The following is an 823-nucleotide window of genomic DNA, read 5'->3' on the forward strand; positions in this document are numbered from 1 at the left end:
TCTCGTGCCCGCATGGATTGCGGCTCATGTTCGGAGGAAATCGTAGATATGGTAGAGGCTCATTGCAGGCATTTTTATATTCGTGCCAACAGATGCTCTTCTTTCTACGATTCCATGTTTGCCTTAACTGGATGGAAAACTGTTGAAATCAACGGTATTGAGTTTGAGTTGAATTCTATCCTTGTTGAGAAATGGAAAGGAAAACCGTATCGTCTTGTCATACAGAGACAAAGGCGAATAGATGGAGACCTTGACATTTGGGAAGGCGAATATACCTACAGATGTATACTGACTAACGATTACAAGTCGAGTGCAAGAGACATCGTGGAATTCTACAATCTTCGTGGTGGCAAGGAACGCATCTTCGATGACATGAACAATGGCTTTGGCTGGAATCGATTGCCAAAATCGTTCATGGCACAGAATACTGTATTCCTGCTTATGACAGCTCTCATCAGAAACTTCTACAAAGCTATTATGCAGAGATTGAAAACCCATGAATTTGGATTGCGTGCCACCAGCAGAATCAAGACCTTTGTTTTCAAGTTCATCTCTGTTCCTGCGAAATGGATTAAGACATCACGTAGGCATGTATTGAATATTTACTCAGACAACAATGCTTATGCCAACCTGTTCAAGACAGACTTTGGTTAAAGACCATGCTTTTCTGGTTAAACCAGCGTATTACCTCAAGTCGCTTTATGGGGTAAGGGGATTTTGTGTCTGCGACATTTCTGTTGTGCAAGAAATATGTACAATAAAATGAATTTTGTCGCTTTGCAAGCAAAATCCCACTAAACCCTATAGGTTGCGGATTTGAGGT

Annotated in this window: 1 pseudogene; it reads left to right on the forward strand. The window is 41.3% G+C overall.

The window, feature by feature from the left end:
• Positions 1 to 654 (forward strand): annotated as a pseudogene (locus IE163_RS17645) (IS1380-like element IS942 family transposase); the annotation flags it as partial.
• Between the last annotated feature and the right edge of the window lie 169 nt (positions 655 to 823).

Origin of the sequence: Alishewanella longhuensis (genome assembly GCF_014653435.1) — a bacterium.
Classification (GTDB): domain Bacteria; phylum Pseudomonadota; class Gammaproteobacteria; order Enterobacterales; family Alteromonadaceae; genus Alishewanella; species Alishewanella longhuensis.